Annotated in this window: 21 protein-coding genes and 5 pseudogenes; 14 read left to right on the forward strand and 12 right to left on the reverse strand. The window is 55.8% G+C overall.

What is annotated here, in order from left to right; genetic code table 11:
- A partial coding sequence (locus FFS64_RS29320) for an EAL domain-containing protein (protein WP_137808210.1) occupies positions 1 to 189 on the forward strand: 189 nt, incomplete at its 5' end.
- Positions 190 to 244: 55 nt separating this feature from the next.
- Here the strand turns inward: FFS64_RS29320 and FFS64_RS29325 are convergent.
- A pseudogene (locus FFS64_RS29325) lies at positions 245 to 463 on the reverse strand (IS630 family transposase); the annotation flags it as partial.
- 3 nt (positions 464 to 466) lie between these two features.
- On the opposite strand from FFS64_RS29325, the pseudogene FFS64_RS29330 reads away from it, so the two are divergent.
- Positions 467 to 835 (forward strand): annotated as a pseudogene (locus tag FFS64_RS29330) (Tn3 family transposase); the annotation flags it as partial.
- A 472-nt stretch (positions 836 to 1,307) separates the two neighbouring features.
- Here the strand turns inward: FFS64_RS29330 and tnpC are convergent.
- Together tnpC and FFS64_RS29340 are read right to left on the reverse strand one after the other, a co-directional pair.
- Positions 1,308 to 1,670 (reverse strand): Tn3 family transposase post-transcriptional regulator TnpC, encoded by a 363-nt coding sequence (tnpC, locus tag FFS64_RS29335; protein ID WP_137808211.1) that lies wholly within the window; start codon positions 1,668 to 1,670, stop codon positions 1,308 to 1,310.
- Positions 1,670 to 4,378: pseudogene (locus FFS64_RS29340) on the reverse strand (Tn3 family transposase); the annotation flags it as partial. The gene tnpC and the pseudogene FFS64_RS29340, both read right to left, overlap by 1 nt.
- 122 nt (positions 4,379 to 4,500) lie before the next feature.
- On the opposite strand from FFS64_RS29340, the gene FFS64_RS31370 reads away from it, so the two are divergent.
- Positions 4,501 to 4,644, forward strand: a complete 144-nt coding sequence (locus FFS64_RS31370) for a hypothetical protein (protein ID WP_171017159.1) — start codon at positions 4,501 to 4,503, stop codon at positions 4,642 to 4,644.
- A 231-nt stretch (positions 4,645 to 4,875) separates the two neighbouring features.
- On the opposite strand, the gene FFS64_RS31375 is transcribed toward FFS64_RS31370, so the two are convergent.
- The 3 genes from FFS64_RS31375 to FFS64_RS29360 all read right to left on the reverse strand — a co-directional run bounded on the left by FFS64_RS31375 (position 4,876) and on the right by FFS64_RS29360 (position 6,278).
- Positions 4,876 to 5,067: a hypothetical protein gene (locus FFS64_RS31375; protein WP_171017158.1), complete on the reverse strand. Its 192-nt coding sequence runs from the start codon at positions 5,065 to 5,067 to the stop codon at positions 4,876 to 4,878.
- Positions 4,992 to 5,447, reverse strand: a complete 456-nt coding sequence (locus tag FFS64_RS29350) for an NAD(P)H-hydrate dehydratase (RefSeq protein ID WP_137808224.1) — start codon at positions 5,445 to 5,447, stop codon at positions 4,992 to 4,994. The genes FFS64_RS31375 and FFS64_RS29350 overlap by 76 nt, the downstream gene beginning before the upstream one ends.
- A gap of 630 nt (positions 5,448 to 6,077) precedes the next feature.
- Complete coding sequence (locus tag FFS64_RS29360; RefSeq protein WP_137808213.1) at positions 6,078 to 6,278, reverse strand: hypothetical protein; 201 nt, start codon at positions 6,276 to 6,278, stop codon at positions 6,078 to 6,080.
- Positions 6,279 to 6,837: 559 nt separating this feature from the next.
- Between FFS64_RS29360 and FFS64_RS29365 the strand changes: the two are divergent.
- From FFS64_RS29365 to FFS64_RS31930, 3 genes and pseudogenes are all read left to right on the forward strand, one after another.
- Positions 6,838 to 8,285, forward strand: a pseudogene (locus FFS64_RS29365) (TrkH family potassium uptake protein).
- A 140-nt stretch (positions 8,286 to 8,425) separates the two neighbouring features.
- Positions 8,426 to 8,791 (forward strand): histone-like nucleoid-structuring protein, MvaT/MvaU family, encoded by a 366-nt coding sequence (locus tag FFS64_RS29370; RefSeq protein WP_137808214.1) that lies wholly within the window; start codon positions 8,426 to 8,428, stop codon positions 8,789 to 8,791.
- A gap of 370 nt (positions 8,792 to 9,161) precedes the next feature.
- Positions 9,162 to 10,145: a tetratricopeptide repeat protein gene (locus FFS64_RS31930; RefSeq protein WP_238347427.1), complete on the forward strand. Its 984-nt coding sequence runs from the start codon at positions 9,162 to 9,164 to the stop codon at positions 10,143 to 10,145.
- Between the two features lie 195 nt (positions 10,146 to 10,340).
- Here FFS64_RS31930 and FFS64_RS29380 read toward each other — a convergent pair whose 3' ends face one another.
- The gene (locus FFS64_RS29380) at positions 10,341 to 10,706 is read right to left on the reverse strand and encodes a DUF6388 family protein (RefSeq protein ID WP_372242193.1); all 366 of its coding nucleotides are present in this window, start codon (positions 10,704 to 10,706) and stop codon (positions 10,341 to 10,343) included.
- A gap of 273 nt (positions 10,707 to 10,979) precedes the next feature.
- On the opposite strand from FFS64_RS29380, the gene FFS64_RS29385 reads away from it, so the two are divergent.
- Entirely contained in the window at positions 10,980 to 12,299 is a 1,320-nt protein-coding gene (locus FFS64_RS29385) for a chloride channel protein (protein WP_137808215.1), read from the forward strand.
- Between the two features lies 1 nt (position 12,300).
- On the opposite strand, the pseudogene FFS64_RS29390 reads toward FFS64_RS29385, so the two are convergent.
- Positions 12,301 to 13,578: pseudogene (locus FFS64_RS29390) on the reverse strand (DUF2254 domain-containing protein).
- A 240-nt stretch (positions 13,579 to 13,818) separates the two neighbouring features.
- Between FFS64_RS29390 and nhaA the strand changes: the two are divergent.
- The gene (gene nhaA / locus FFS64_RS29395) at positions 13,819 to 15,156 is read left to right on the forward strand and encodes a Na+/H+ antiporter NhaA (RefSeq protein ID WP_137808216.1); all 1,338 of its coding nucleotides are present in this window, start codon (positions 13,819 to 13,821) and stop codon (positions 15,154 to 15,156) included.
- 118 nt (positions 15,157 to 15,274) lie between these two features.
- Here the strand turns inward: nhaA and FFS64_RS29400 are convergent, their stop codons facing one another.
- Positions 15,275 to 16,993, reverse strand: a complete 1,719-nt coding sequence (locus FFS64_RS29400; protein ID WP_137808227.1) for an Ig-like domain-containing protein — start codon at positions 16,991 to 16,993, stop codon at positions 15,275 to 15,277.
- A 1,493-nt stretch (positions 16,994 to 18,486) separates the two neighbouring features.
- On the opposite strand from FFS64_RS29400, the gene FFS64_RS29410 reads away from it, so the two are divergent.
- From FFS64_RS29410 to FFS64_RS29425, 4 genes are all read left to right on the forward strand, one after another.
- The gene (locus FFS64_RS29410; protein WP_238347429.1) at positions 18,487 to 18,723 is read left to right on the forward strand and encodes a DUF2282 domain-containing protein; all 237 of its coding nucleotides are present in this window, start codon (positions 18,487 to 18,489) and stop codon (positions 18,721 to 18,723) included.
- 71 nt (positions 18,724 to 18,794) lie between these two features.
- Entirely contained in the window at positions 18,795 to 19,691 is an 897-nt protein-coding gene (locus FFS64_RS29415; protein ID WP_137808218.1) for a DUF692 domain-containing protein, read from the forward strand.
- Positions 19,672 to 20,460, forward strand: coding sequence for a DUF2063 domain-containing protein (locus FFS64_RS29420; RefSeq protein WP_137808219.1), 789 nt, complete (start codon positions 19,672 to 19,674; stop codon positions 20,458 to 20,460). The genes FFS64_RS29415 and FFS64_RS29420 overlap by 20 nt, the downstream gene beginning before the upstream one ends.
- 49 nt (positions 20,461 to 20,509) lie before the next feature.
- Entirely contained in the window at positions 20,510 to 20,965 is a 456-nt protein-coding gene (locus FFS64_RS29425; RefSeq protein ID WP_202879038.1) for a DoxX family protein, read from the forward strand.
- Between the two features lie 85 nt (positions 20,966 to 21,050).
- On the opposite strand, the gene FFS64_RS29430 is transcribed toward FFS64_RS29425, so the two are convergent.
- Entirely contained in the window at positions 21,051 to 21,824 is a 774-nt protein-coding gene (locus FFS64_RS29430) for a phosphate ABC transporter ATP-binding protein (RefSeq protein ID WP_137808221.1), read from the reverse strand.
- A 4-nt stretch (positions 21,825 to 21,828) separates the two neighbouring features.
- Positions 21,829 to 22,437 (reverse strand): PstA family ABC transporter permease, encoded by a 609-nt coding sequence (locus FFS64_RS29435; protein ID WP_202879037.1) that lies wholly within the window; start codon positions 22,435 to 22,437, stop codon positions 21,829 to 21,831.
- On the opposite strand from FFS64_RS29435, the gene FFS64_RS31935 reads away from it, so the two are divergent.
- Together FFS64_RS31935 and FFS64_RS31940 are read left to right on the forward strand one after the other, a co-directional pair.
- The gene (locus FFS64_RS31935; protein WP_238347426.1) at positions 22,418 to 23,011 is read left to right on the forward strand and encodes a hypothetical protein; all 594 of its coding nucleotides are present in this window, start codon (positions 22,418 to 22,420) and stop codon (positions 23,009 to 23,011) included. The two genes, FFS64_RS29435 and FFS64_RS31935, sit on opposite strands and share 20 nt — an antisense overlap.
- A 127-nt stretch (positions 23,012 to 23,138) precedes the next feature.
- Positions 23,139 to 23,483 carry a tyrosine-type recombinase/integrase gene (locus FFS64_RS31940; RefSeq protein WP_238347425.1) on the forward strand — a complete coding sequence of 115 codons (345 nt, stop codon included), beginning with the start codon at positions 23,139 to 23,141 and terminating at the stop codon, positions 23,481 to 23,483.
- A gap of 186 nt (positions 23,484 to 23,669) precedes the next feature.
- Here FFS64_RS31940 and FFS64_RS29445 read toward each other — a convergent pair whose 3' ends face one another.
- Positions 23,670 to 24,107, reverse strand: coding sequence for a hypothetical protein (locus FFS64_RS29445; RefSeq protein ID WP_137808223.1), 438 nt, complete (start codon positions 24,105 to 24,107; stop codon positions 23,670 to 23,672).
- Between the last annotated feature and the right edge of the window lie 112 nt (positions 24,108 to 24,219).

Here is a 24,219-nt window from a genome sequence, read left to right on the forward strand (position 1 = left end):
ACCATCGTGCTGTGCCGTGAGCTCGGCTTATCGGTTGTCGCCGAAGGCGTCGAAACAGCCAGCGAACTGGATTGGCTGAAGATCAATCACTGTGATCTGGTACAAGGGTTTGGCATCTGCCGCCCGATGCCGGTGCACGAGCTATATGGCTGGCTGGAAATTACCCACGCGGGGTCTCAGGAACGGTAGCTGGCAGGTCGGAGATACAGGTAGAGAGCGACAGCAAGACATTCTAGTGTTCTGTCTAAGAAAAAACGTTCTCTTTACGCTGTGATGCCATCGCCTCTCGTGCACGCTGGATCTTGCTCAATATCTCTTCCCCTTTTGCACTCCAGCCGTATCGGCTCGGCAGAGCATTTTGTAACGCTAAGAACGTAGTAACGGAGCTGGCTAGTTCACGTATCGAACTGAAGCTACCGTCACGCAAGAAAACGGTGATATCTCGGAAGAAGCGTTCACACAACCGGCAAAGCACAACGAACTTCCCGACACTATCCTCACCGGGACCAGGCTGAAAATCATCCCGCTGGATTGCGCTGAGCCCAATATCGCACAGGCGCTGATTGACCAGATCAGCCGGCTACTGCCGCGCATCAAGATCACCGAACTGCTGATGAACTTGGATGAATTGACGGGCTTCACCCGTCACTTCTCGCACCTGAAGGATGGCGCACAGGCGAAAGACCGGACGCTACTGCTAACGGCGATCCCGAGCGATGCCAGCAACCTCGGCCCGATCAAGGTGGCCGAGTCGAGTCCGAGCATAACCTACGCCAAGCTGTCCTGGTTGCAAGCCTGGCGCATCCGTGACGAAACCTACCCGACGGCCCAGGCCCTACAGCAGGAGAAAGCGCTCCGCGCTGCCGACCCGGGCTGACAGAACATCGCCTCGGCATGCGCGTACGATGCCGCTGCACAGTCCGCGTAGCAACGTCTCCAGCCCCCCGAGGATGGACGGTATGCGCAGTAACCTCCAGGTACAGCGCGTACGCCACCAGCGTCCCCATTTAGCGCGATGTTGGCATCTGTTGATCGCTGGGACCCTGGTCGTGTTGGCGACAGCGATGCGGCAGAGCAGGATGTGCGCCGTCTGCGTTAGGGCAATACCGATGCTGTGCACCTCATCGAGCCAGCGCAACGCCTTGACCCGTGCGGGCCCACTGACTATCACCGGGCCGGAGCGCTTTTATTCCAGCGGGGGAGCTATGGTGCCTTCGGCCACTACCAACGGATCGTGGAGGCGCTGCGGCCGTGGTGAGCCAGAGCTGCCGGCAACCTTCCGCACGGCCGTTCCCACCGTTGATAGCCTAGTCCTGATAGTAAGGGGCAAGTGCCGCCGATGGAATCACATGTTTAGAGCCCGCTTGCAAGCAAGAACATAAAGCAGAAATATCCTCTTGAAGGGCCATCGCCTCGTCCCAGATGCTGTCGATATCGCTGGTAGCTACGGTAAGAGGCAAGCCCTCCGTTACGGTCATGGCCATGGCATACAGACGCAAGAGGTTGTCCCGAATGCTGCCGACCCCTCCTATTTCGGCCAGGCAGGCATCCAGCCGGTCCACCACGTCAAGCAATTGAGAGGGCTCATAGCTCTCGCGCAGGGAATCTAGTGCCTGGGAATCAACTTCCCCATAGGGTGTCACTCGAAACGAAGCGGGCGGGATGTGCATCAGTTCGTCTCCTCAACAGTGCTAGTGGGTATCTGCTGCCCACGAACTGAACCCGCCGCCTGCTGGGAAATGGAGTCCTTGATCCAGGGTTCCGGCGGGCGCTTGAGTTTCAGGTTGAACTCACCAAAGCGTTTGACGTTGCTGGTCAGGTAGGGACTCAGGAAGGATACGTCCTCATCGGTAAACTGCCAGCCATCACGGGCGAGCTTCTGCAGGATGCGCATCATGTCGACGGTGTTTTGCAGAATCACCGAGGAGGCGACCATATCGTTGTAGCGCAGGCGCTTCTGCTGCTCATTCGGATCGTTCTCGGCGATGACATCGCCGCCGAAGGACCGCCACTTCGAGAAGCCGTTGTAGGACTCGATTTTGTTGGTGTTGGCGGTCACCTCCTGGCGCAACTCACGGCTGCCGATCCAGTTGATCAGGAAGATCGTGCGGATCACGCTGCCCAGTGCCTGCGCGGCGTGGTAGAGCTTGTTGCGCCGGCTGTAGGAGCCGAGTTTGCGTAGCAACATTGGCGAGGAAATCTTGCCGGCCTGGATGGACAGCGCCACCTGCATCAGGTCCTGCCAGTGGGTTTCGGTCAGGTGCCAGTCGGCGGTGTCGGTGAATAGGCGGTTGATGTGCTTGTATGAGACACCTCGATCCGGCCGGCACATCACCAGGTCGCGCCAGTTACGGATGCGCGGCATCAGGTTGATGCCCAACAGGTGGGTGAAGGCGAACACCGTGGCCGACTGGCCCTGGGTGTCGGAGTAGACTGTATCGACCTCAACACTATGATCCGCCTTCAGCAGCCCCTCAATGACATATATAGCTTCCCAGATGCCCGGCGGAATGAAGTGCTGGAATAACGCGATGTAGTTGTTGGCGACGTGCCGGTACGCCACGGCGCCCATTTTTCGATAGCGGAAATGGTAGCCGGCCAGCAGGTTGTCGTCGTAGAAGTCGAACTGGGCGCCATCCGCGGCCACCGCCTTGTCCTGCTTCTCCAGTGACAGGTGACGGCGGTTGGTGTACGACAGCATGTGCGGCGTGACATTGCGGGCTAGGTGGCGAGCTGCTTGGTTGGGGCCCAAGTGCAGCCCAGGGCGAAAATCGTCATCAGGTAGCGTCCGGCCGGTTCCTTGAGCTTCGGCTCATTGCCGGTCATGGGCCCGAAATGCCGGGTGAACTGAATCCAGTGCTCAATGTTGGCCATGATGTCGAGCACATGCCTGGCCGGCATGCGTTGGGTAATGGCGGTCTGCAGTGAAATGGCCGAGGGCGGGATATCGCGTGCCATCACCCGTCGCAGCACCGGCTCGCCGCCGTCGTTGATCGAGACATCACCGCGGCGGGACGGGAACTTGTCATCCAACTGCTGCGCGGTCTCTTCCAGTTGGGCCTTGAACGTGGCAACAAAGTCCTTGGCGCTACTCGGCAGACCAACCTTTTCGCAGTACGCCGGTAGACGAGCGAGACATTCCTCCCAGGGCAGTAGTTGCTTTCGGTAGTCCGCGAAAGACTCCGAGCCAATGACACACAGGTCACCTGATCGCAGCTCACTGGCCAGGTGAGAGAAGACACCGACCTCCAGGTAGCGCCGGTTGGTAGCAGGCCCCTCACTGGCCGAGCGACGCACGACCTTCGCCCAGCGATCGGACGCGAACGACAAGTCGACATGGTCATCAATCCACTCACGGGGCAGATTCTCGTTGTCCTGAACGAGCTCCAGAGCCTGGATCAGCGAGCGATCCTGCGTGGTGGGTTCCAGTTGGAGGATATGGCTGAGCCGGAACAGGAGCGAACGGTGGGATTTGAAGTGCTGCCAGATCAGCGGAAGGTCGTTGTTACCGCCGGTAGCCTGCACCTCGGCACAGGTTTCTCGCAGGCGATCATGATTGCCGTCGGGTGAGAGGTATTCCCGGATCAGACTGCCGGCCTCCTGATTGTCCGGCTCCTGAGCCAGAATCTCCAGTACGCCATCCAGCGTGGCCACGAACTGTTCAAGTTTCCTCCTGCCTGAGCTGGATCTGTTCCGGTTCTTCCTTGGCACGCTTGTATATGGTGGAAAGCCGCCGAACGAACATCTCTGCCAAGTGATCTCGGGTACGAACCTGCATGCGGTAGATCAGGGCCAGCACCAAGGTGTAGCGCTTCGGCAGGGAGCAACCTTTCAGCTCCGCGACGTCCTACGCTGCGGCCTGGGCGGCAAAATGACGGATCTTGGAATCCACGATGCCATCGAAGATGACGTCCAATTCGCCGAATGCTTCGAGCCAGGTCAGGTGGTCGATCAGCACCTCCAGATGCTTGCGGGACGGTTTCTTTGGCGTTTGCTTCAAGGCGTTGAAGTCGCTTTGGCGACGACCGAAATCGGTGTCAAGAAGCTCTCTTAGACGGTAGATCACATCAATCGGGGCTCTATCGACGACACAATTGAAAATTTTTTCCTGGAGAGCAACTTGCGCATCTTCAGCCGCCTCATTGAGCGTCGAATAGGTAGGCAGTTCGTAGCCTCGCTCAAGCAGCACGCCAATCAGGACATTGACGACGTCAACACGTTAATCAAGGACCACTACCGCTTCGTGGGCAGTTTCCTCTGCGATTTTTAGGGCATCGCTCCCATAAAACGGGGTGATCTGTAGATATTGACGGATAGCTGTCTGATGACGATACAGGGTTCGGAGGTTCGCATAGCGAGGAACTATGCGTACCCCGTATCAGTGCATCCTGTTCAGGATCGCTCGCAAAATGCTCTTGGGCCTTGATGTAGGCCTCGATTTGAGGCGTCCGCAGCTTACTGTTGCCTAAAATGTTAACGGCAGTGTCGGTAAAGTAATTCATGAAAAACTCTCTGGCGTTTTTCGAGCATCCACGCCAAAACCGCCGCTCGGACGAGCAGCATGCACTTGTGCAGATTGCGATAGAAAGAGAACTGTCGGCAGCAACGAAGCTGGGGCGGGCATCGAAATATCCTTATTTCTGAATCAGCTGGATCAACCAAGGTGGTCTAGAGGGCTGAACACGCTTTTTTATCATAATAGCCGAATGATATTGCTCAAGGTGCCTGAAATTTTCGAGCCTCTTCATGCTGACACTACGCCCGCCACACGCATGTCTGGTAACGCAGGTGCAGCGGCAAAGACACTAAGGAAAATCCCGCTCTCGGTGCGCCCGTCCAGGCTTCGCTCACGCTGGCCAGGTCGCCGAACTCAAACTAAATGGACTCATCCTCCGAAGCTTTCAGATGAAACAGCCCCTTGACCTTGGTCTGGAGCGTTTTCGCGATGGCCTGCTCTTCTTCAAGAGTTGTGCCCGCCTCAAGATGCATGGTTATTCTGCCATGTGTACTTGGGCTGCCTGGCACTTTGACCGGCTCACAAACAATGGAGACCGGTGCTTCGTCCAACGCGTGTTCGGTGGGTGCGAGCTCCCTGACGATGTATTGGTAAACGGCGGAGATTGGCTGCTATGTGATGGTGTCCCGTCAACCTGAGGATGGCGCAGAGTTTTCTCCTTAACGGAAGGCTGTCGGCTAAACAGCCGACGGACCACTGCCGGCAGTAGGTCCTCCGCCAACAAAACGGGACCAAATTCGGCGGCCGCCGCGCCGTGCAACCGGCCACCCGCAGCGGCGCTGGAAAAGGCGGTCACTGCTTGGACAAACAGGCCCAGAATAATTCCACCCAAGACGTCACCCGAGCCGGCGGTGGCCAGTGTTGAAGGCGCGTTGGCGTTGATCCGAGTGGTATTACTCCCAATGCATTTTGACTCGGATGCCGACGCCATTTTGACCCACCCCAGCAGTCTGAAAGCGAAACTCAACAACGAGTTCGGGGTTCGAAACTGTGTCAATCGGATTAGACCCGCCCGACGAACGGGCTTATTTATCACGTTGAGACGGTATCGCAATGGGGGCAGCTTCCTGACTCTTCAATTCTGATAAGTGCTCCACCTCCTGGTTCAGATTTTCGTCGTCGATCTCTCGCGGGCTTACGGGGGCGATCCGGTCGGCGAGCGCTAAGGCTAGGACCAGCACTATAAATCCAAGTATCACGGGGAATGACCCCCGCCAAAATATTATGCGTCGGCGGCGTTGGTGTGTGTTCATTTGTCACCACCGTACAGCTGGATAGCTGGTGTAAAGCGAGACTGCCTCGCTGAATGACCTTATGGGAAAAGTAGCTACTGCTCTTCGCGATAGCCAACCGCCTGGCGTTTCGTTTCCGACTTGCGCCTCAAAATACTCCCTCTACACTGACGTCAGCTGAAGGATCAGCCCCCTGTGTGTGAAAAAACAGCCCGCCCATGCGGGCTTTTCATTCATGGGTTATGACTCCCCCTTCAAACCCTTCCATTGTATGAGTACAGATCGAACATCTCTTGGTAGCTCGTGCTCGGTATCCTACCACTCGACCATCAAGGAATAGCTTCCGTTTCAGATTCATAAAGAAATGCAGTCCATGCCTCAAATGCCTGCTTTTGTCGTTTAACAGCTTCGCTCCAAGGGTCGCCAGTAACTCTCCCTGCTGATACCAGCATCATCTCTTGGTTTGTAGCAGCATCGAGCCCTACCAAAAGATGGTGAGACTTGAATCGAAAATCATCGATATTGATCATGAAGTAATCGCTCCAAGATAGGATAGACCCGACACTACGAGTCGCTATGTCCTACGTGTCAGTGTGGCACCAAGCTATTGACTTTGTGCGTTGAGAGGACAGTTGGTGACTCTAAAAGGGTAGCGGTAGGGGTTCAAGCAGGTAACTGCCATCCCTACCGCGACCTCTAAAAGGACTGACATTAACCGATTTTTAGCGGCGCCCATCACCTACGCCAGCCCGATCTAGTCGCGGGGTCATCCTTGATCAAATCAGCAGTGGTGCTGGGACGTTCCCGGAAAACTAACTGTAAACGCTAGTCGAAAGATTTAGCGGATCTGTTGCATCGATCGATTGAATATGCACTCCTAAGAAGCACAGAGCTCTGTGCTAGTTACGCTGGCTTGCTCCGATTTAATTGGTCAACGCTGCAACCTACACTGCGCCAATGAGTATCGGATCCAATACGACACGGCGTATTCAATCTGGGTAGCTGCTCGTAAAAATTTTACGCAAAATTTACGGGTTATTGAGGTTGAGCATTCGATACTGCGCGCCGCTAATTTGGCAGGTTACTTTTATGTCCCTCGCAGCAATGCAGCTTATCGGCTTCATCTTAGGCATTTTTCTGATCACGCTGGCTGTGAGCATGGTTATTCCCATGATCACGCTCGTGGCCTATGAGCGCAGCGACGACCTGTCAGCTTTTCTCTGGTCGAGTTTAATTACCTTCATCTGTGGCCTCCTGTTGATCCTACGGGGACGCCCAGATACTGCCCAGCTTCGTCCAAGGGATATGTACCTACTGGCAGTTGGGTAGTGGTGTGTTCCTTCGCTGCGTTGTCAATGGTGTTCATCAGTCACATCAGCTACACCGACGCTTTCTTTGAAACGATGTCTGGTATCACAACCACGGGATCAACTGTTCTGAGTGGTTTGGATACAGCTTCACCGGGATTACTGATCTGGCGCTCGATGCTTCACTGGCTGGGCGGGATCGGCTTCATTGGCATGGCTGTAGCGATCCTTCCACTGTTGCGAGTGGGTGGCATGCGTCTTTTCCAGACAGAGTCCTCAGACTGGTCGGAGAAAGTGACGCCACGTTCCCATGTGGCAGCCAAGTACATCCTCTTTCTCTATCTAGGGCTCACCGGTGCCGGAGCACTGGCACTCTGGGTCGCCGGGATGACGCCGTTTGAAGCGGTCAATCACGCAATGTCGTTGATCTCTACTGGGGGATTCTCAACATCGGACGCTTCACTTGGGCATTGGACACGGCCAGCGATTCACTGGGTAGCTGTGGCCATCATGATTCTGGGTAGCTTGCCCTTTACTTTGTACGTCACAACATTACGCGGTCATCGGCGTGCGGTACTGAAGGATCAGCAGGTACGCGGATTTCTTGGATTCTTGATTGTCACCTGGCTGGCTGTGGGTACATGGCTATACTTTCACAGCGACTACGGATGGTGGGATGCGTTTCGTATCGTGGCAGTCAATGTAACCTCGGTTGTCACGACCATCGGAGTCGCGGTTGGCGATTACACCTTATGGGGCAGCTTCGCTGTCTTGCTCTTTTTCTACCTGACCTTCGTCGGTGGATGCTCAGGCTCGACGGCTGGTGGCCTTAAAATCTTCCGCTTCCAAGTGGCTGCCACCCTACTCGTGAGTAGTTTGAAGCAACTGATCCATCCTCGAGCGGTGATCCAGAAGAAATACAATGGTCATCCCATTGACGAAGAGATCTTGCGCTCACTTTTGACCTTCTCATTTTTCTTCACCATCACCATTGCCATAATCGCCTTGGGGCTGGCGCTGATCGGGCTGGATTGGACGACGGCTTTGAGTGGCGCCGCTACTGCGGTTTGCAATGTCGGGCCGGGCCTGGGTACGATCATTGGGCCGGCCGGTAATTTCTCATCGTTACCTGACTCCGCGAAATGGTTACTGACCATTGGCATGCTACTGGGACGGCTGGAAATCCTTACTGTGTTGGTGCTCGTAACTCCAGTTTTTTGGAGATATTGACCGTTCTTACTATTGGGCTGTTTACACAGTGCTGACTGGCTAAGGCCACTTTCAAAAGGGTATGGATGACTAAGATTGAAATATCACTTAGCATTCGGAAAGTGCATTTCGCGCAATCTCACACCTTAAGGACGCTATCCATGTCTCGTTTGGCTGAATTTCGCAAGCTTGAACAACAACTCGCCGAACAGCTCGCAGAGCTCGAGTCAATGAAAAGCGATTCAGGCTTGAAGCAAGAAATGGAGTTTGAAAGCAAGCTCCGCGCACTGCTGGGTGAGTATGGCTTTAGTCTTCGGAACGTCATCAACCTGCTTGATCCTCAGGCAAGTCATCGGTCCCCAGTCACTGCCGCACCGAAAGTATTCCGTAAAGCGCGCAACGTGAAGATTTACAAGAACCCGAATACTGGTGAACTGATCGAAACCAAGGGCGGTAATCACCGGGAACTGAAAGAATGGAAAACAGAGTTCGGTGCAACCGTTGTTGAGTCGTGGCGTACTCAGTAAGATCGTTTTATACAAAGGGCCCTGCATGGGCCCTTTTTTTGGCCTAGGGAACCATGGCTCGGCGAGCCCTATGGGAGCTTCTGTCGCTATGCAGTCTAGAGAAGGTACCTATTTGGTAACTTGCCGCTCGTGTGACGTGAGCGCGACGGGACATCACATTCTCGGCTAGAAGTAGCTGGACTGGTCGTGGTTGAAGCAGACTGGACATGCAGCCGTCCACTGTTTTTCAGCTCTCAACTACAGTGATAAGTCCTTTTGGCTAGGACATATGGTTGTGAACCTATCAATCTCTCGGTCAAGGGGCATTTTTGATTTGAATTTTAGGTCTTTGACCTTTTGTATTTCACAAGGGTTATGAAGTGGGGTAGGTATGAGATTTTTTGACTGGCTGTTCAAAAATAAAACTGAATACCAGTCCCGCGTAGGTGCGCCCGCAGCCAAGGCTCAGACGATTGACCTGGGCAGGATTTTGATGACTGTCAATTCACTCAACTATCGCGGCCTCTACCATTTTTCCAAGTCGAAAAGCTGGGCTCTCTCATGGAGAGATTGGGACCCAATCTCTAGCAAGGGGGGGCAACGCGACAGTGGGCTTGGAGAGTACGTTTTAGTCGACGTTTCACGTGATATTGTATCCGCGCATGGAAAAATGCCTCGTCCCAACAACGGTTCTATTGCTGATAATGGCTCGTTCAGTCTGGAAGATTGGCATTTCGGAAGCGCACTTTCAGGAACCTTCAGAGTCTTCGATAGCAATGGCGTCCCTGTCGTAACCAAAGAGTTGACGGCCAATATTCTTGATAGCGGTATTTCAAGAAATGGCAAACTCGCGTTCTGCATAACGGCCAACAGCCCGACAGATCACGCCAATAAGCTCTTCCTGTTCGATCTGGGAACTGGCACAGAGCTGTTCTCCATCACGCCACGAACGGCTGGCACGGATAGCTATAGTTTCGATGAGGAAGGGACACTCCTGATTGTCGATGTTATGGGGGTGGGTAAATACAGGTACGACAAGAACGGTGTTTTTCTCGATGCCGATAAGCTAGATGGAGCGAACCTATGCTCATCACAGTACGACCGGATCATTCTCGCTGCTGACAGGATCCTGGGAGAGCCTGGCCTCTCGGAAGCAGGTGTTCGCACGGTTCTGAAAGCCATAACTCGTGCCAGGTCCATAGGCGCCGATGCCAACCCTTCGTGGAAGCCAATGGCATTGAAGGCTCAAGGTCTAGCGCACGAAATACTGGGCCAGCACCTTGAAGCTATTCAAGTATATGAAGAAGCTATCACCCTGAATCCAAAAATAGGGGTGAAGCGTAAACTAGATGCGCTTAAGAAAATGGTGGGTTAAACAGGTCTCACACTCCGATCAGACGCGATCACGCCTTGATGACTCGCTGTACTGGATCTTTCGGTTACAGCGTATGGGCAGTGTGGTGACTTATAAGTACTGAATTGATCTTGGATTCGTAGACACATGTGATTGATCGCTTTTGACAGATCGTCACTAAGGAGCATGCTAGTCAGTAGCAATGCAATTACGCAGTCACTCGTCAATCCCGTTCAATTCGCAATACTCCTCCCAGTCCATTTCTACCATTTCTACCATTTCTGCCACTTCTCGATGAAACTCTAGGGTCAGACTTTTGAGTTCTTCAGGAGACTCCGAAATCAGTGTAAGCGTTAGCTCCCACACCTCGATCCCCAAACGTGTTGCCTCTTGCTCAAACGCTGACTCGATGCACAATTTTCTTTCGTTCAGACTCAGCCTCTGGACCGCATCATTGAGTGATGAGTTGCCGTTGAGGAATTTCGCGAGCGCTAGCTCTGTTCGTATATCATCTGAGTTCATCAGCTTCTCCAGCACATCCTTCTGGGTATTTTTGCCTCGGTGTAACAGGGTATCGGCCATGGTTCGGCAATTTCGGTCTCGTCAAGACTGCCGAGGTTCATTTTAGTAAAAAACAGATGCATCTGTATCCCACCAACGCTTTCACCAACTGCCAGGCTCACCCTCCTGTAGCGCAATCAATGGCCGACTTCCGAGCTTCTTGACCGTAATCGTACAGATCCAGTCTTCCGATGATGGTGCCCACAGAAATTGGCGGGCTCCGGTTGGAGTAAATGACTTATCCGGTTAGTCTTGCACGCACCACAGTGACGAACTACAACTGGAACCACTCGGGTGATAAAACCGCTATTGCTGTTACGCCGTCGTTTTGCCTCGATCCGTTGGCGTACACGAGTGACACTCTGGGCAGCCGCAACGGTCGCAGGCCTTCTTGTGGTGATGTTCGCCCGACTGGCCGACCTAGCGCTGACGCAATTTGCCCAACAGACTGCTGAGCGGCCATGGTTGCCCTTTGTTTACACACCTCTGATTGGCATGCTGGTGGTGTGGATGACCACTCGTTTTTTTGTGGGCTCACAGGGCAGTGGGATCCCTCAAGTGATCGCCGCCACGCGCTTGGCTCACCAAGGGAAGCCCGTCGAAAAACTGGTATCGCTGCGAATCGCCTTCGCAAAGATAGGTCTTGGCACCCTGGCGCTGACCGGCGGATTTTCAGCTGGGCGCGAAGGCCCTTCAGTGCAAGTCGCCGCCTCGATCATGCATTTCTTTCACCGCTATTTACCTAATGCCCGAATCATCCGCAGCGAAGACCTCATTCTCGCTGGCGGCGCTGCGGGCATTGCCGCAGCGTTCAACACTCCGCTGGCCGGCGTTGCATTTGCGGTCGAAGAATTGGGCCGCAAGTTGGAAACCCGTACCAGTGGGGTCTTGCTCAGTACGATCATATTGTCAGGGATGGTCGCGATTGCTTTGCAGGGTAACTACAACTATTTCGGTCATTTTGATGTTCAAGACATTCACCTCGATATCATTGCCCCGGTGCTTGTCACCGGTATTGGCTGCGGGCTCCTAGGTGGGTTGTTCAGCCGGATGTTGCTGTGGCCCCAGCGACATCATCGATTTGTTGTCTGGCAATGGCGACGTATGCACCCTGTCTGGTTCGCTGGCGCTTGCGGATTGATTGTGGCCATTCTCGGTTGGCTCAGCGCAGGGATGTCATTTGGCAGCGGTTACGGCATCACCTCCCAGGTCATCGTGTCCGATGTCAGCCTGCCATGGCATGCGCCGATCACGCGTTTTCTGGCGACCGTAGTGACTTACTTTTCCGGGATCCCCGGTGGCATTTTTGCCCCATCTCTGGCGGTAGGCGCTGCTGTTGGGGCAAATGCCGCCGAACTTTTCGGTCTAGCTGCTCAGCCGGTCATTGCCTTGTGCATGGCCGGGTTCCTCGCTGCAGTCACACAGTCGCCCATCACGTCCGCAATCATCGTGATGGAGATGATCGACAGCCACGGGATGGTGATCAGTCTCATGGCTGTCGCGCTCATTGCCAAAGCGGTCAGTGCAAGGATGGGACCCGAGTTATATCAGCAGTTGGCTCGCGGTTTTTTGCAGGCCTCGGAAAGTAGTACAACTTCGCGAAAATCAGACTGATCTACCGCATCAGTTGTCGAGCCATTGCGCATAGCGTCAGTTTGTCCTCCTCCAATGTCAGTGCAAGGTTCGCGCGCTTGACTAGTAGATCTGCATGCCTGGTACAGGCACCGCCAAACATATCAGGGTGTATGTGCGAGAGACTGACAAGGGCCTTCATCAAACGGAGGTCCACTTCGAGCAAGCCCGCGCCGTCTCGAGCTATGGGCGCGAAAAAGTCATCGAATAGGTCATCTACCATCAGACTGCGCAGGTAAACCTGCTCGCAATCTTCATCGATTTTTGCCGTATGACTTTGTGGCACGCCCCAACAGGTTAGGCTTCTAACCCCACGGCCAATGACGTCAATTGCCGTTCCAGGGTCGTTGACTGCTGGCGATAGCGCGCGTGAAGCAATTTCGGACAGCACCGACAGCCCGAACCGTGGATCGTGCTCAAACGTTCGACGCACGCCGATGGTCAGGGCTGCCAGGATCTTTTCGCTGCTGGAGTGCAAAGCGTCTGCGTACTCCTTGTTCAAACTCACGGGTCGAGCGATCGGCATGCCCAGATGGACAAAGGTTCCCGGAAGGACGTCCAGGAAGATCTTTATTTCGCAGGCTTTGGCGATGGCGCCTAATGCGTGTACATCAATATGCTGGACATACCCGGTTTGATGACTTGAGATTATTTGCGCCGTGGGTGGAATCATCCACTAGGATGGGTAAGCAGCACCGCCCAAATGAGGCCATTGGATTCTGTTTTCTATGGCATTTATGGTTGCCTGTTCGACACGATCAATGGTTTCGCCCACCCGGCCGAGCTTGGACAGGTGATCGATCCAGCGTAAAAGCGTGTAAACAATCAGAATCACGACGGCAATGGTCACCGCAAATAGAAGAACCCTTCCTTGCGTGCCGTAAGCCCCGGTGCTCAAAGCGATAATACCTACCAGGCTGAACAGAAATGATCCGATGAAGGTGGCGAGTGCGTTTTGAGTCGTGGTGTCCTCCATCACCTGCGTAGTGGCACGAGGCGTTACGCCACTGCTGGCTGCACCGTAGGCGGTCACCATTGTGCTTAGCGAAAAAGTCGTCACTGCTAGCATGCTCGAAGCGATGATGCCCAAGATTTTGTCGACGGCATCGGCTCCGATGCGGGTGGGTAATGATTCGGGAATGTAGTCCTTGAAGGCAACGGCGAGTAACGCAGTTGCTATTCCCAGCAAAGAAAACAGACTCGCTCTGAACCACAGCCGTTTGGTCAATTGGTGTAGCACCCAGCGCCAGCGAGCGATCATTTTTAATATCCTTGATAGTGACGTGATCGGTCAGTAGTTTCGGATTTGCGTCAACAAAGGAGGAGAGGTAATTACCCTTGGTGGAGTATTCTTGGCAGACGAAGGTTCATTTCAGTAGTTTGGCTTGGTCATTTACATCCTGCTTGTTAGCTCCTTATCATCCGGCTGGGTGCGTTGCTGCATACGGCACAGCGCAGGTTAAAGCTCAAACGTTGGTCGGGCCGCCAGCGGAGAGTTAATGTGTCTGATAAAAACTCGGCGCCCTCCTCTATTCCCCGTCCTCAGGTTTTGACCACTCGCGCACTGGCCGCAATAGAACGGTTTTCACATATCGAAGCGGTTAGCGGCATCGTCTTGCTGCTCGCTGCTATGGTTGCGCTCATCTGGGCCAACAGCCCGCTTGCTGATTCTTATGATCACTTTTGGAACACCCAACTCACCTTAGGTTTAGGCGAGTTTACGGTCTCGTGTTCGCTGCATTTTTTGGTCAATGATGGGCTGATGGCTATTTTCTTTCTCGTGGTCGGAGCTGAGATACGCCAGGAAATCAATGACGGTGCGCTTGCGAATCTGAAGTTGGCGACGTTACCCCTTGGCGCGGCGTTAGGTGGCGTCATGATGCCGGCGATTATTTACATGGCGTTCAACCAGGGTACCGAAGCCAGTACAGGGTGGGCTGTGCCAACCGCCACCGACATTGCGTTTGCTGTCGGGGTTCTCGCACTGTTAGGAAAGTCGATTCCGGGTGGTATTCGCGTGCTGCTGCTGGCCCTCGCCATCATCGACGACATTGTCGCCATCTTGATCATTGCCGTTTTCTATACCGCGAGCTTGGATTACCTGGGGTTAGTGGTGGCGATGAGCGGATTGGCTCTGGTGTTGCTTTTTCAGAGAATGGGCATTGGCAAGGCCTATGCGTACATACTGCCTGGCGCCATTGTATGGTTTGGTCTCCTGAAAACCGGTGTTCATCCCACACTGGCGGGCGTAATTCTCGGCCTGATGACACCGGTAAACTCCAAGCCCGCAACGGAACGACCACTGGATACAATTGGGCGAAGTTTCCATGAGCTGATGGATCGTTTCTCCCATTCCTCCAACAGTCCGCAGGAGGTCGCCAAGCCGCTGAAGCAACTTCAGCAAGCACAGAGAGAAATATTGCCTCCGGTGCAGCGGGTTCAGGTAGGACTGCACCCATGGGTAGCGTTTGGTGTCATGCCGCTCTTCGCTTTGGCCAATGCGGGTGTCGGCCTTGAAGGCATCAATCTGGACGATGATGTCTCTCGGAATGTCTTCATGGGTGTGGTATCAGCGCTTGTGCTCGGCAAGCCGCTCGGAATCGTTCTTGCGAGCGTCGCCCTCGTCAAGCTCAACGTCTGCAAGCTGCCTGAAGGTGTGACATGGAGTGGTATCGGACTGGTGGGTTTGTTGGCCGGTATCGGATTTACGATGTCCATCTTTATCTCATCGTTGGCGTTTTCTGATCCTGCGTTACTTTCTTCGGCAAAACTCAGTGTTCTTGCGGCTTCAGCAGTGGCTGCAATCACCGGATTGATCTGGGGGAAAATGAAGTTCTGACGATAGGCTCTCGGATCAACGTCCGATGGTGTGAATTTCGACGGCGCCTTGGCTTAATAGCCAGGGCGCCGTGTCGATTTACAGTTCGCTCAAATTCCTACTCATTTCCCGGTAGAGTTTACCGGCTACTAATCTGGACGGTGATGCTCTTCCCGAATGCCGAGCTAATGGTCACCGTCGGATTGGACGATGGGCCGCTGCCAGTGGTAGTCACCGATACTCGCCAACGCGCCCCGGTGCCGGTCGGTGTGAGGATCGCGTTGCCGAGGTTGAGCGGGCCGGCAGTGGTGGTTGCGGTGACCGTCAGTGTGTTGCCGGTGCCGCGTGACGTGGTCCCCGCCAGGTCCCAGGTGTAGCGATTGTTGCAGCGCGCCGTCACGGTCGCACTGGTTACCACCAGGTCTTCGTTGACCGCCGCCCCTGTGACCGCCACGGAGACCGTTGCCGGTTCCGAGATCGCGTTCTTGGCGTCGCTCGCCTGATAGGTGAAGGTCGCGGTGAACGGCGCCGTTACAGAGGCCGGTGGCGTGTAGATCACGCGTACTCCGTCAGTGCTGGCTGTGCCCTGACCGGAGTCAGGCTGGGCCAGGCCCACCACTTTGAGCGGCACGTTGCCGTCCGGGTCGGTGTCGTTGGCCAGAACGTTGATGCTCACCGGTTGGCCATTGCTGCTGGTGGCACTGTCGGCGTTGGCAATCGGTTTCTTGTTCTGGCCTTTGTTGTCGTCATCGTCGTCATCATTACCGTTGCCATCGCCATTACGGAAGGTCGGCAGTGCGGCGGAGTTGACGTAGGTGACACCGTCCCAACCGGGTAGAGGCGTTGGCATCAACTGGAACTGCCCCGGATGCTCGATATCCCAACGCAACAGCAAGGAGGTGTAAGGCTGCACGATCATTTGCATAAACTTGCCCACCACTGGGTCGCCTTTGTCCCATTCCGGCCCTTTACTGCCCTGTTTGATCACCGCCTTGTACTTCTCGGACAGCACGTCCGCCAGGCTCAAGGCGTTCTTCTCCGGCCCCTTGCCGGTCTTGTGTTCCATCAGATTGACGAAATACAGCTTGTCGCCGGTCTTGATCCCGTTTTTCGCGAAGTTGACGATGATGTCGAAGCGTTCGGCGATGCCCTGGGTGGGCAGGATCGCGTTGTGGTTCTGCTTATCGCCATCACCGTCCAGGTCCATGCTGCCGTCGAACGGCACGGCGTGTTCCATGAGGTTGCCATCGTTGCCGATCATGTGAAATGGCACGCGGTTGTAGGAAACGCCGGACCCCGACGGCCCGGGAAACTCGCCACCGTTGCCTGCAATTTCACGCACGAGGGCAATCCTGAAGTAGCGCGACACCGAGCCGTTGAGAATGCGGAAACGGTAACTGCGCGCGCGTACTTTTAGACGTGGCTGGAACTGCCAGTTGACCAAGATCTGGTCGCCGAGAAAACCGTCGGAGTTGAACGGGTTGAACCACAATTGGCCGTTGGCGTCCCAGGCCTTGTCGGCGACCACCAGGTTGACGTCGTAGTCGCGGTTGCCCCACGGCAACGCCGAGCCGCTGGGCAGGCGCAGGTTGACGCCCTCTTCGATCGCTTCGTTACCGCGATCCAGGGCGCTGTAGTAGTTCATCATCACCGCGTTGCCCTTGTAGACGTTCTGCGCGGTGAAATCGAGCATGTGGTCGTGGAACCAGTGAGTGCTCATAGTTTCGCGCCAGTCGCCACGAATCTTGATCGTGCCGTTGTCGCAAGTCTTGAGGCCGGGGCTGGCGTCGTTGACGAATAGTTTCTCGCCCGGTGCGCAAGGGAACGCCGCGCGCGGGTCCTGGGCCGTAGTGTTGATGGTGTCATAGCCGGCCAGTTGCAGCGGCCAGCGATAGTCGTAGTACTGCCCCGGAAAGAAAAACGCATTGGTGTAGCCGTCGCTTTCGGCCGGGGAGTGGCCATTGTGTTCGTGGGTGCTGATGGTGTGCAGGCCGAAACCCATGTTGGCCGACGGATCGATCGGCAAGGCGTTGTAGTGCCGCATCAACACCGGCTGGCCATACCGCACCATCAGCAGTTTTGGCGGAAAGGTGCCGTCGAAGATCCACAGTGCATTGTGATTCTGAACCGGCATACTGGGATGGAATCGGGTGTCGATGCCTTTGGTCGTGCCCGTCGTGGTCGGGATGTCCGAGGTCTGGTAGTAGAGGCCGCCGGGGCCGAACTCACCGACGGCGTAGTTGTGCAGTTGCCAACGATCGCGCATGCCGCCGTTGAGCTTGGCGCCTGCTTGCACGGTTTTGAAGGCGACCTGTGGATAGAACTCGTTCCATCGTTGATGCGACCAGCCTTTTCCCAGTGGCCGGCCCTCGGCGGGCGAACCCACCGGATGGCGGTTGAGGAAGGTTTCGATTTGCGCCTTCCACGGGTTGCGGTCAAGCACATTGGAGAACTGAGACGGAAACGGGGACAGCCCGGGCTGGCGCATGAAGGCTTCCAATGCCGAACTCGAAGGGCCGCTGCGGGCGATATTGTCCGGGTCTTGCTGCGGCAATGGGCCGACGGTGGGTACTGGGTATGTCAGTGGTGGTGCAGGCAGGGTCGGATCGAGTTTTTCCGTACCGAACTCCTCGAAAAGCAGCAATTGCTGAGTGTAAGGCTGGGCGCCGAACAACGGGCTGGGCTTGCCGTTGGTATCTGACGATGGTCGAGAGTCTGAAGCTCGCCGTGCAGACCTTCCGCAAGGACGTGAAACAACTGTCATGCCGCGCGGGTTAGCGCGAAGGAGAATGCGATGAACGGTTGCACCAGTTCTGGGCTCACGACGACGGACGGTGTCTGCGTCCATGTCGTGTGGACTATGCGCTGCAAGGCCATTTATTCAAGTGAAAATGCAGGGTTGGCCATAGCCGTAATGAGGTCTGGCGCAAACTAACGGACCATTCCTAACGAGGTTGTTGTCCCGTCCTTGAGATTGCGAGTCGCTTCTCCGTCTGGTGTTAGCGGAAAACCCTTAAGTAACTATACTCGACCTGATACCTAACAGGGGATGTAGACCAAGATGGTTGCCTTGATATGTCCCTGTGAGTGTTTTTGGATAATCGCGGATTTCCAGCATGAACTTTTTTTGTACTTGGCGAACCGTTTTGCCTAGTCGCCCCCTCCTAGTAACTGAAGCTAGCGGATGCTGGCTCAATGTCGGCAGCCACCCGGCTGCTCCCTTATATCCGGAGAAATGAAATGTCGAATCGTATGTTGTCTGCCGCTGTAGCCACGGCTTTCGTCGCCGCTATTGGCGCCTTCGCCACCCCAGGTTTTGCTGCCGACATGAGCAAAGCTGACATGGAAAAGATGATGCAGGAGAACCAGGCCAAGAGCATGGCAATGATGAAGACTGGTAAGTACGAGAAGTGTTACGGAGTCGCCCAAAAGGGTCACAATGATTGCTTCGCCGGTGCCGGAACGAGCTGCGCAGGCACCAGCAACGTCGATTACCAGGGTAATGCCTGGAAGCTCGTCGCCAAGGGCACCTGCACGACGATCTCAACGCCTGCAGGCAACGGCAGCCTCACGGCCAAGACTTCCTGACACCGGCTTCCGAGTTGGTGGGTGGTGGCCATCTCGCCCCACCCATCTGCCCGCGCGAGAGAGGATCAAACATGAGTGTTCACCATTCTGCAGATGCCACCGGGCGAGGAATCCCAGCACGTGCGGGCGTCGGCCTCAAAGCCGATCACTATCGCGTCATCATTGAGACTCGGCCCAATATTGGCTTCTTTGAAGTCCATGCGGAAAACTACATGGGGGCCGGTGGTCCACCTCATCGCTATCTGACGGCGATCCGCGAACACTACCCGCTGTCGTTGCATGGGGTGGGGCTGTCGATCGGGGCGGACAGACCACTCGACCGGGAGCATCTGAAACGCCTCAAAGCGCTTATCGGACGGTACGACCCCGGCCTTTTTTCTGAACATCTCGCATGGTCCACGCATGGAACCAGCTACCTCGGCGATCTCCTGCCGGTGCCTTACACAAATGAAGCGCTGACCCGTGTTTGCGAACACATAGATGACGTGCAAACGTCGCTTGGTCGGCAAATGCTACTGGAGAATCCCTCGACCTATCTCGCCTTCGCTGAAAGCACCTGGTCGGAGGTCGATTTTATCGGTGAGGTGGTGCGCCGCACGGGCTGCGGTCTCCTCCTCGACGTCAACAATGTTCATGTCGCGGCGACCAATCAACAGTGGGACCCGCTCGCGTACATCGAGTCCTACCCCCTCGCTCACGTTCAGGAAATCCACCTTGCTGGTCATGCACAGGAGGTTGACGAGAAGGGGCGGCCCCTGCTGATCGATACCCACGACCGTAGTGTGGACGCGATCGTCTGGGGCCTGTACCGGCACGCAATTGATCGCCTGGCGCCGGTGCCAACGCTGATCGAATGGGATGCAAACGTGCCCGACTGGCCTCAGCTCCGCGCCGAGGCCGAGCGAGCCGAGACGATCATGTACGACGTTTATTTGCAGGAGGAGCACCATGCCATCGCTGTCTGCTAGGCTCGATGACTTCGGCTCGGCGCTGCTAGATCCCGCTCGTGCAGTGCCCGATGGTCTGGTTGGCCCCGACGGAAAGCCGAGCGCCAGACGCTTCTCCGTTTACAGGAACAATGTCGTCGTGGGGCTGAGCGAAGCGCTGCGGGCAAGTTTTCCCTGTGTTGCAAGGCTTGTGGGCGACGAGTTTTTTGCAGCGATGGCACGCATCTTTGTGGCCATAAAGCCTCCTACCTCGCCGATTCTGCTCCACTACGGGGCCGAGTTTCCGAGTTTTGTTGAGTCTTTCAATCCCGCTGCATCCGTGCCCTATCTCGCCGATGTCGCGCGCATCGAGCGCGCTGCGACCGAGGCCTACCACGCCCGCGACGAAATCCCCTTGGCTCCCGCCGCGCTGGCGGCCGTACCACACAACAAGTCGCCATCTTTGCGGCTCAGACTTCATCCCTCGCTTCGGATAATGCGCTCAGAGTTTCCGGCGTTCACGATCTGGCGAATGAATACTGCGGGTGGAACACCAGGGCCGGTTGACCTTTCGGAGAGTCAGGACACGCTGGTTCTGCGCTCCGATGCAGAGGTGGACGTTCGCAGCATGTCCCCTGGGAGTTATGAGTTCTTGGTCGCGCTCGAGAGTGGCCTGACGTTATCGCAAGCCATGGCGAATGCTTTCACCGCGGACGCCCATTTCGATCTGTCCGAAAACTTGCAGGAATTGATCCAGATGGGTGCCTTTGTCGGCTTCGATCTGAGCGGTGAGGAGGGTAATGATGAGTGATACGCGAAGGGTACCGCGATGGGATTGCGTTCCAAAGGTGGTTAATTCCGTGCTCCAGTGGCTGTCAAAGGCAGCATTCATTGTCGCACCACTCTTGCTTAGGGTTGCGCTGGCGCTACCTTTCTTCAAGTCCGGGCTGACCAAATGGGATGGTTTCCTGTCACTGTCCCCGACGGCGGGTTTCCTGTTCCAGGAAGAATTCAAGCTCCATGTCTTCGGACAGATTTATGACCTTCCCGCCCCGGACTCGCTCGCCTTCGCAAGCGGCACTGCTGAGATTGTTTTCCCCATCCTGTTAGTCCTCGGCCTTGCTACGCGATTCAGTGCCCTGGGGCTTCTCGGCATGACGGCAGTGATCCAACTCATTGTGCCGGACGGGTGGGCGAACTTCCATCTGCCGTGGGCGACCATGGCTGTTGCCCTGATCGCCATCGGACCAGGGCGTCTTTCACTCGATCATTTCCTCGGTGAATTTCTCGGCATCTCTCATCCATCCTCGAAGTAGAAAACCGATACTCCATGACGGAAGAAAATTAGACACCTCAGAAGCACAACAATGTTCCCCTTTACGGCTGGATCACCTCATGACCTCAACACAGCATGCCATTCAGGTATTGGTGAGCGAGAGGATCGCTGGCCCTAGTGAAGAGTTCACAGGCCGGACCACTGTCCAGCACACAGCCGCATCCGTCGCGCACCCAGCACACTGCGACGTGATCGGCTAGTCGTCGCGCCTGAGCCAGGTTGTGGGTCACCATCAGGAAGGTGTAACGACCTTTCAGGTCCTCAATAAGTCCTTCAACCGTCGCGCTGGCAATATGGTCCAGAGCACTGCACGGCTCGTCCAACAGCAGTACGCGCGGCTCCAATGCCAGAGCCCGGGCAAAGCACAGACGCTGCTGCTGTCCCCCAGACAACCCCAAGGCGGGCTTGTCCAGTCGGCCACGCACCTCGCTCCACAGCCCAGTGGACTGTAGTGCCTGTTCCATCCGCCTGTGCAATTCAACCTTTTCACGCACCCCGTGTTCGCGCAGGGCAAACAGAATGTTCTCGGCAATGCTCAGGGGGAACGGATTGGGCTGCTGGAACACCATACCGACCTGTCGGCGCAGCCGCTGGACATCCACCTTGCCACCCAGCACATCCTGACCGTCAATCAGCACACGGCCGCTGAGTCGGGCTCCAGGCACCAGGTCGCTCATGCGGTTGACAGCCGAAAGCAGGCTACTCTTGCCACAGCCACTGGGGCCGACCACGGCCATCAGCTCGCCGGGCGCCACCTCAAGGGAGGCGTTAAGCAGTGCACCATGCTCGCCATAGTGCACGCTGAGGTCCTGGATACTAAGTGCAGGAGGCTGACTCATGGGCTTATCTCGCGAAGGTTAAGGGCCGCCTGCCGATCCACCAGGCAGACAGTTGGATAATCAGACCGAACCCAAGCAGTACCAGGGCCGTGGCTGCCGAAGCTGGGCTGCCGCCCGAGACGTTCATGGCCAGATCGTAGATATGCACGGCTAGGGTGCGACCAGAGTCGAACAAACTTTCCGGCCAACGCATCACGTAGCCGGCGGTAAACAGCAGCACGGCAGTTTTCGCAAGGGCGCGACCGGCACTCAGCACAAGCGCAGCGGAAATTCCAGGCGCAGCGAAAGGCAACAGGATACGGTGTATGTAACCGACCCTTGAGATCGCCAGCGCTGCGGCTGCCTGACGGTAGCTGTGCGGACAATCGCGCAAGGCCTGCTCGCAGCCGCGGATAAATAATGGCAGCACCATAAAAGCAAGAGTGCTGCCACCGGCCAGTAATGAATAACCCCATCCGAGTTCAACCACGAACAAGCGGTGGCCGAACAGACCGAACACCACCGACGGTACAGCGCCAAGTCCATCCAACGCCCATTGCAGCGTCAGGTTGAGACGGCTGTCGGGACGCATTTGCTCCACCAGGAACAGGGCTGTGCCCAGACCCAGCGGCACCACCAGCCCCAGGCAGATGAACAGCACCCACGCGGTGGAGAAGATGATTGGTCCGATGCCGCCGCTGCGCCCGATTGCGCTGATACGTACCCCCGGTACGCTCACCACCCCCGCACAGTTGGCAGAGCAACATCAGCGCTTTCTTGCGGCCGCGACCGCCGACAATACCCGGCGTACCTACCGCTCAGCCATCCGCCACTTTCAGGTCTGGGGTGGCGCGCTGCCGTGCGATGAGGCGGTGGTGATTCGCTACCTGCTGTCCTTCGCGCAAAAGCTGAATTCGCGCACCGTGGCCCTACGCCTGATGGCGCTGTCGCTGTCGCAATGGCACTGTTATCAGGGGTTTCCTGACCTGGCAGCCAGCGCCACCGTACGCAAAACCTTGCGTGGCATTGAGCGGGTGCACGGGCGGCCGCAGCAAAAGGCCAAAGCCTTACTGTTGGAGGATCTCGAACTCATTGTGGCGTACTTGAATACGCTCGAAGGGCTATCAGCATTGCGTGACAGCGCATTGCTCCAGGTGGGCTACTCCGGGCATTCAGCTTGCCACTCACCGCTCTCGTCCTCAGTCTAATTCCACCGCAAGACACAAGCGGGAAGGTCTCCAGATCACGCTGCCGCGCTCCAAAACCGATCAAGAGGGCGAGGGGCTGAACAAGGCGATCCCCTACGGCGACGGCCTCTGCTGTCCAGCGAAGGCATTGCGGTGCTGGCTGGATGTCGCTCAGATCGAACAGGGACCGCTGTTCCGGCGTATCAGCCGCTGGGGCAGCGTCGGCGATGTGGCGCTGCACGAGAGGAGTGTCAACGCTATCCTGACAGCCCGTGCTCAAGAGGCGGGGGTGCTGTACGCACCCAAAATGAGCAGCCACAGCCTGCGCCGAGGGCTGGCCACCAGCGCCCACCGAGCTGGGGCGGATTTCCTCGAGATCAAACGCCAGGGTGGCTGGCGGCACGATGGCACCGTACACGCCTATATCGAGGAGGCTAGAGCCTTCGAAGAAAACGCCGCTGGCTCGTTATTACGACGTAAACCATCGACCTAGCCCCAAGTTCTGAATCCGAATTTCGAAAAAAACAGTTAAAAACATAATGTTACAGGTCTAATGTCCTAATTTTCCCTTATCTCGGCATGACCCCCTTATCGCCGACGGTGACAGGTACCGACCGGTGAAAATCTGCAGCTAGCCCAAAAAAGAAACCCGGTCCTAAGACCGGGTTTTTTGTCTACGTTACAAAGTTAAATGTATGAAGGGCAGCAGACCAACGCAGAATCCCAGGATCCCAAGTACCCCGCCCGTAATCCCTAAACGAATGGAGATACGAACGTTCAGGTCAGGGTGAAACCAAAACCACTTATAGATTTCCGCGGAGGATGCCCGCTTCAACTCCAGCTCGACTTGATCATTAAAGCGGACGCCCAGGACGTCGATCGCATCGTAATCGAGTGCTACAGCATTTTTAGTAATGGATATTCCACCAGGAGTGCCCATCACATACCTTAAGACGCTGGCACCATTTGCTCTGTTGCATATCACCACCGGCTCACGACGGAAAAATCTGCTTCGATCTTTTCGTTTCGAGTCGATGTTGCGGTTGTGTAGTCGAACAATGGAGTTTTGAAGCCCACTGTCCTCTGATGGCAGCCGAACCACGGTTAAGATTTTCATAATCACACCAGCCGGCCGGAAATACCTGTGAGGGCGTAGTGCGTGAAGATGCTTGTAGGGCGAAATGTGTGCGCAAACCACATCACTTGGCCCCCCTCCCCCTCAAAAACCC

Source organism: Pseudomonas sp. G(2018) (assembly GCF_005502415.1).
Classification (GTDB): Bacteria; Pseudomonadota; Gammaproteobacteria; order Pseudomonadales; family Pseudomonadaceae; genus Aquipseudomonas.

What these genes read in the sequence shown, in the direction of transcription:
- tnpC (WP_137808211.1), bottom strand. Translation starts at nt 1,670, where the DNA reads ATGCACATCCCGCCCGCTTCGTTTCGAGTGACACCCTATGGGGAAGTT.
- FFS64_RS29415 (WP_137808218.1), top strand. Translation starts at nt 18,795, where the DNA reads ATGAGTGTTCACCATTCTGCAGATGCCACCGGGCGAGGAATCCCAGCA.
- FFS64_RS29360 (WP_137808213.1), bottom strand. Translation starts at nt 6,278, where the DNA reads ATGATCAATATCGATGATTTTCGATTCAAGTCTCACCATCTTTTGGTA.
- FFS64_RS29420 (WP_137808219.1), top strand. Translation starts at nt 19,672, where the DNA reads ATGCCATCGCTGTCTGCTAGGCTCGATGACTTCGGCTCGGCGCTGCTA.
- FFS64_RS29430 (WP_137808221.1), bottom strand. Translation starts at nt 21,824, where the DNA reads ATGAGTCAGCCTCCTGCACTTAGTATCCAGGACCTCAGCGTGCACTAT.
- FFS64_RS31930 (WP_238347427.1), top strand. Translation starts at nt 9,162, where the DNA reads ATGAGATTTTTTGACTGGCTGTTCAAAAATAAAACTGAATACCAGTCC.
- FFS64_RS29445 (WP_137808223.1), bottom strand. Translation starts at nt 24,107, where the DNA reads ATGAAAATCTTAACCGTGGTTCGGCTGCCATCAGAGGACAGTGGGCTT.
- FFS64_RS31370 (WP_171017159.1), top strand. Translation starts at nt 4,501, where the DNA reads ATGAAAAACTCTCTGGCGTTTTTCGAGCATCCACGCCAAAACCGCCGC.
- FFS64_RS29410 (WP_238347429.1), top strand. Translation starts at nt 18,487, where the DNA reads ATGATGCAGGAGAACCAGGCCAAGAGCATGGCAATGATGAAGACTGGT.
- FFS64_RS29370 (WP_137808214.1), top strand. Translation starts at nt 8,426, where the DNA reads ATGTCTCGTTTGGCTGAATTTCGCAAGCTTGAACAACAACTCGCCGAA.
- FFS64_RS29380 (WP_372242193.1), bottom strand. Translation starts at nt 10,706, where the DNA reads ATGGCCGATACCCTGTTACACCGAGGCAAAAATACCCAGAAGGATGTG.
- FFS64_RS29350 (WP_137808224.1), bottom strand. Translation starts at nt 5,447, where the DNA reads ATGGCGTCGGCATCCGAGTCAAAATGCATTGGGAGTAATACCACTCGG.